Genomic DNA, 1,391 nt, shown 5'->3' with positions numbered 1-1,391 from the left:
ACATGAAATCGGGGAAGCCGGGCGGGCGGACCAGCGCACGCGGCTCGATCCGGGTGACCGGCACCCCCGGGTCGTCGGCGTCGCGGCGTACCCGGTAGGCCACCGCGTTCTGGTACCCCGCGAACGGCTCGGTCCGCAGCTCGATCGAGTGGACCCACTTCACGTGCGCCATGCCGTACCAGCCCGGCACGATCAGCCGCAGCGGCGCGCCGTGCTGCGGCAGCAGGGGAGCGCCGTTCATCTCGTACGCCAGCAGCACCTCCTCACGCAGCGCGTCGGCGACCGGAAGCGCCCGCTGGTAGTCCTGCTCGACCCCGCGCTCCACGCCGTGATCGGCGCCGGTGAAGACCACGTCCACCGCCTCCGGGTCGATGCCCGCCTCCCGCAGCAGCGGAGCGAGGGGGGTGCCGGTCCACTCGGCGTTGCCGACCGCCTCGACCAGCCACGGCTGGCTGACCGGCCGGGGGTGCAGCAGGGCCCGGCCGTTGCCGGCGCACTCCAACGTCACCTGCTGGGTGACCCGCTGGCGCTCGCGCAGGTCGGCGAGGGTCACCGTCAACGGCCGGTCCACCGCCCCGCCGATGCTCAGCGTGTGCGTCGCCGGGTCGAGCGCCGGAATGTCGTAGTGGATCAGCAGGTAGTGCAGCCCGGCCGGGGTGACGTCGTAGCGCAGCGCCTCCAACGGGATGCCGTGGTTGCGGGCCGCGAGCTGCAACTCCTCCGCGCTGATCGTCTCGTCCGGCTCGGCGAGCCTCGACGGGCCGCTCACGTCGGCCACCGTCGGCCCGGTGAGCGGCGACGTCCGGTCAGCGTGAGTGGTCATGTGGGCCTCCCCGGTGCAGACGGCGGCACCCGCCGTACGCGGCACAGCCTAGGCCCTTCCTGGCGGTCCGAAAACGGGCACCGGAGGTACGGCGGCGCACCCGCGTCGGGCCGGGGGACAGCGCATAACAGATCATCGAAGCCGTCGGGTGCTCGTCCACAGCGCCGCCGGTTGTCCACAGGCCCGCCGGCCGGGCTGGCGGACGACCCCGCCAGGGTCGGAGGCTGCCGTCATGCGACCGCCAGCCCTCCGTTCGATCCGACGCACCGTGCTGCTCAGCGCCGCGCTCCCGCTCGCGCTGACCGTCCAGCTCTGCGGGCTGGCGGTGCTGGGCGCGGCGGTCCCCGGCCAACCACCGACGCCGACAGTGCCGGTCGCGGCCCTGACGGTGCCGGTCGCCGACCCGGCGCCCACCGGGCGGTTCCGCTGGCCGGTCGACGGGCCGCCACGGCTGGTGCGCCGCTTCGACCCGCCGCCCCGCCCGTGGCTGCCCGGCCATCGTGGCGTCGACCTGGCCGCCCCGGCCGCCGCGGTGCTCCGCCGCGCCGGGGCGGGCCCGGGGCGCTTC

General features: G+C 75.4%; 1 protein-coding gene and 1 pseudogene. One reads left to right on the top strand and one right to left on the bottom strand.

Features of this window, described 5'->3' with window-relative positions; genetic code table 11:
- Positions 1-823: molybdopterin-dependent oxidoreductase (locus tag KBX53_RS32920; RefSeq protein WP_210863756.1), on the bottom strand; the 823-nt coding region annotated here is incomplete at its 3' end.
- Between the two features lie 232 nt (positions 824-1,055).
- Between KBX53_RS32920 and KBX53_RS32915 the strand changes: the two are divergent.
- A pseudogene (locus KBX53_RS32915) lies at positions 1,056-1,391 on the top strand (M23 family peptidase); the annotation flags it as partial.

The sequence above is a fragment of the Micromonospora sp. M51 genome (assembly GCF_018070305.1).
Lineage (GTDB): Bacteria > Actinomycetota > Actinomycetes > Mycobacteriales > Micromonosporaceae > Micromonospora > Micromonospora parva.
This window is presented reverse-complemented; position numbering and strand designations above follow the sequence as displayed.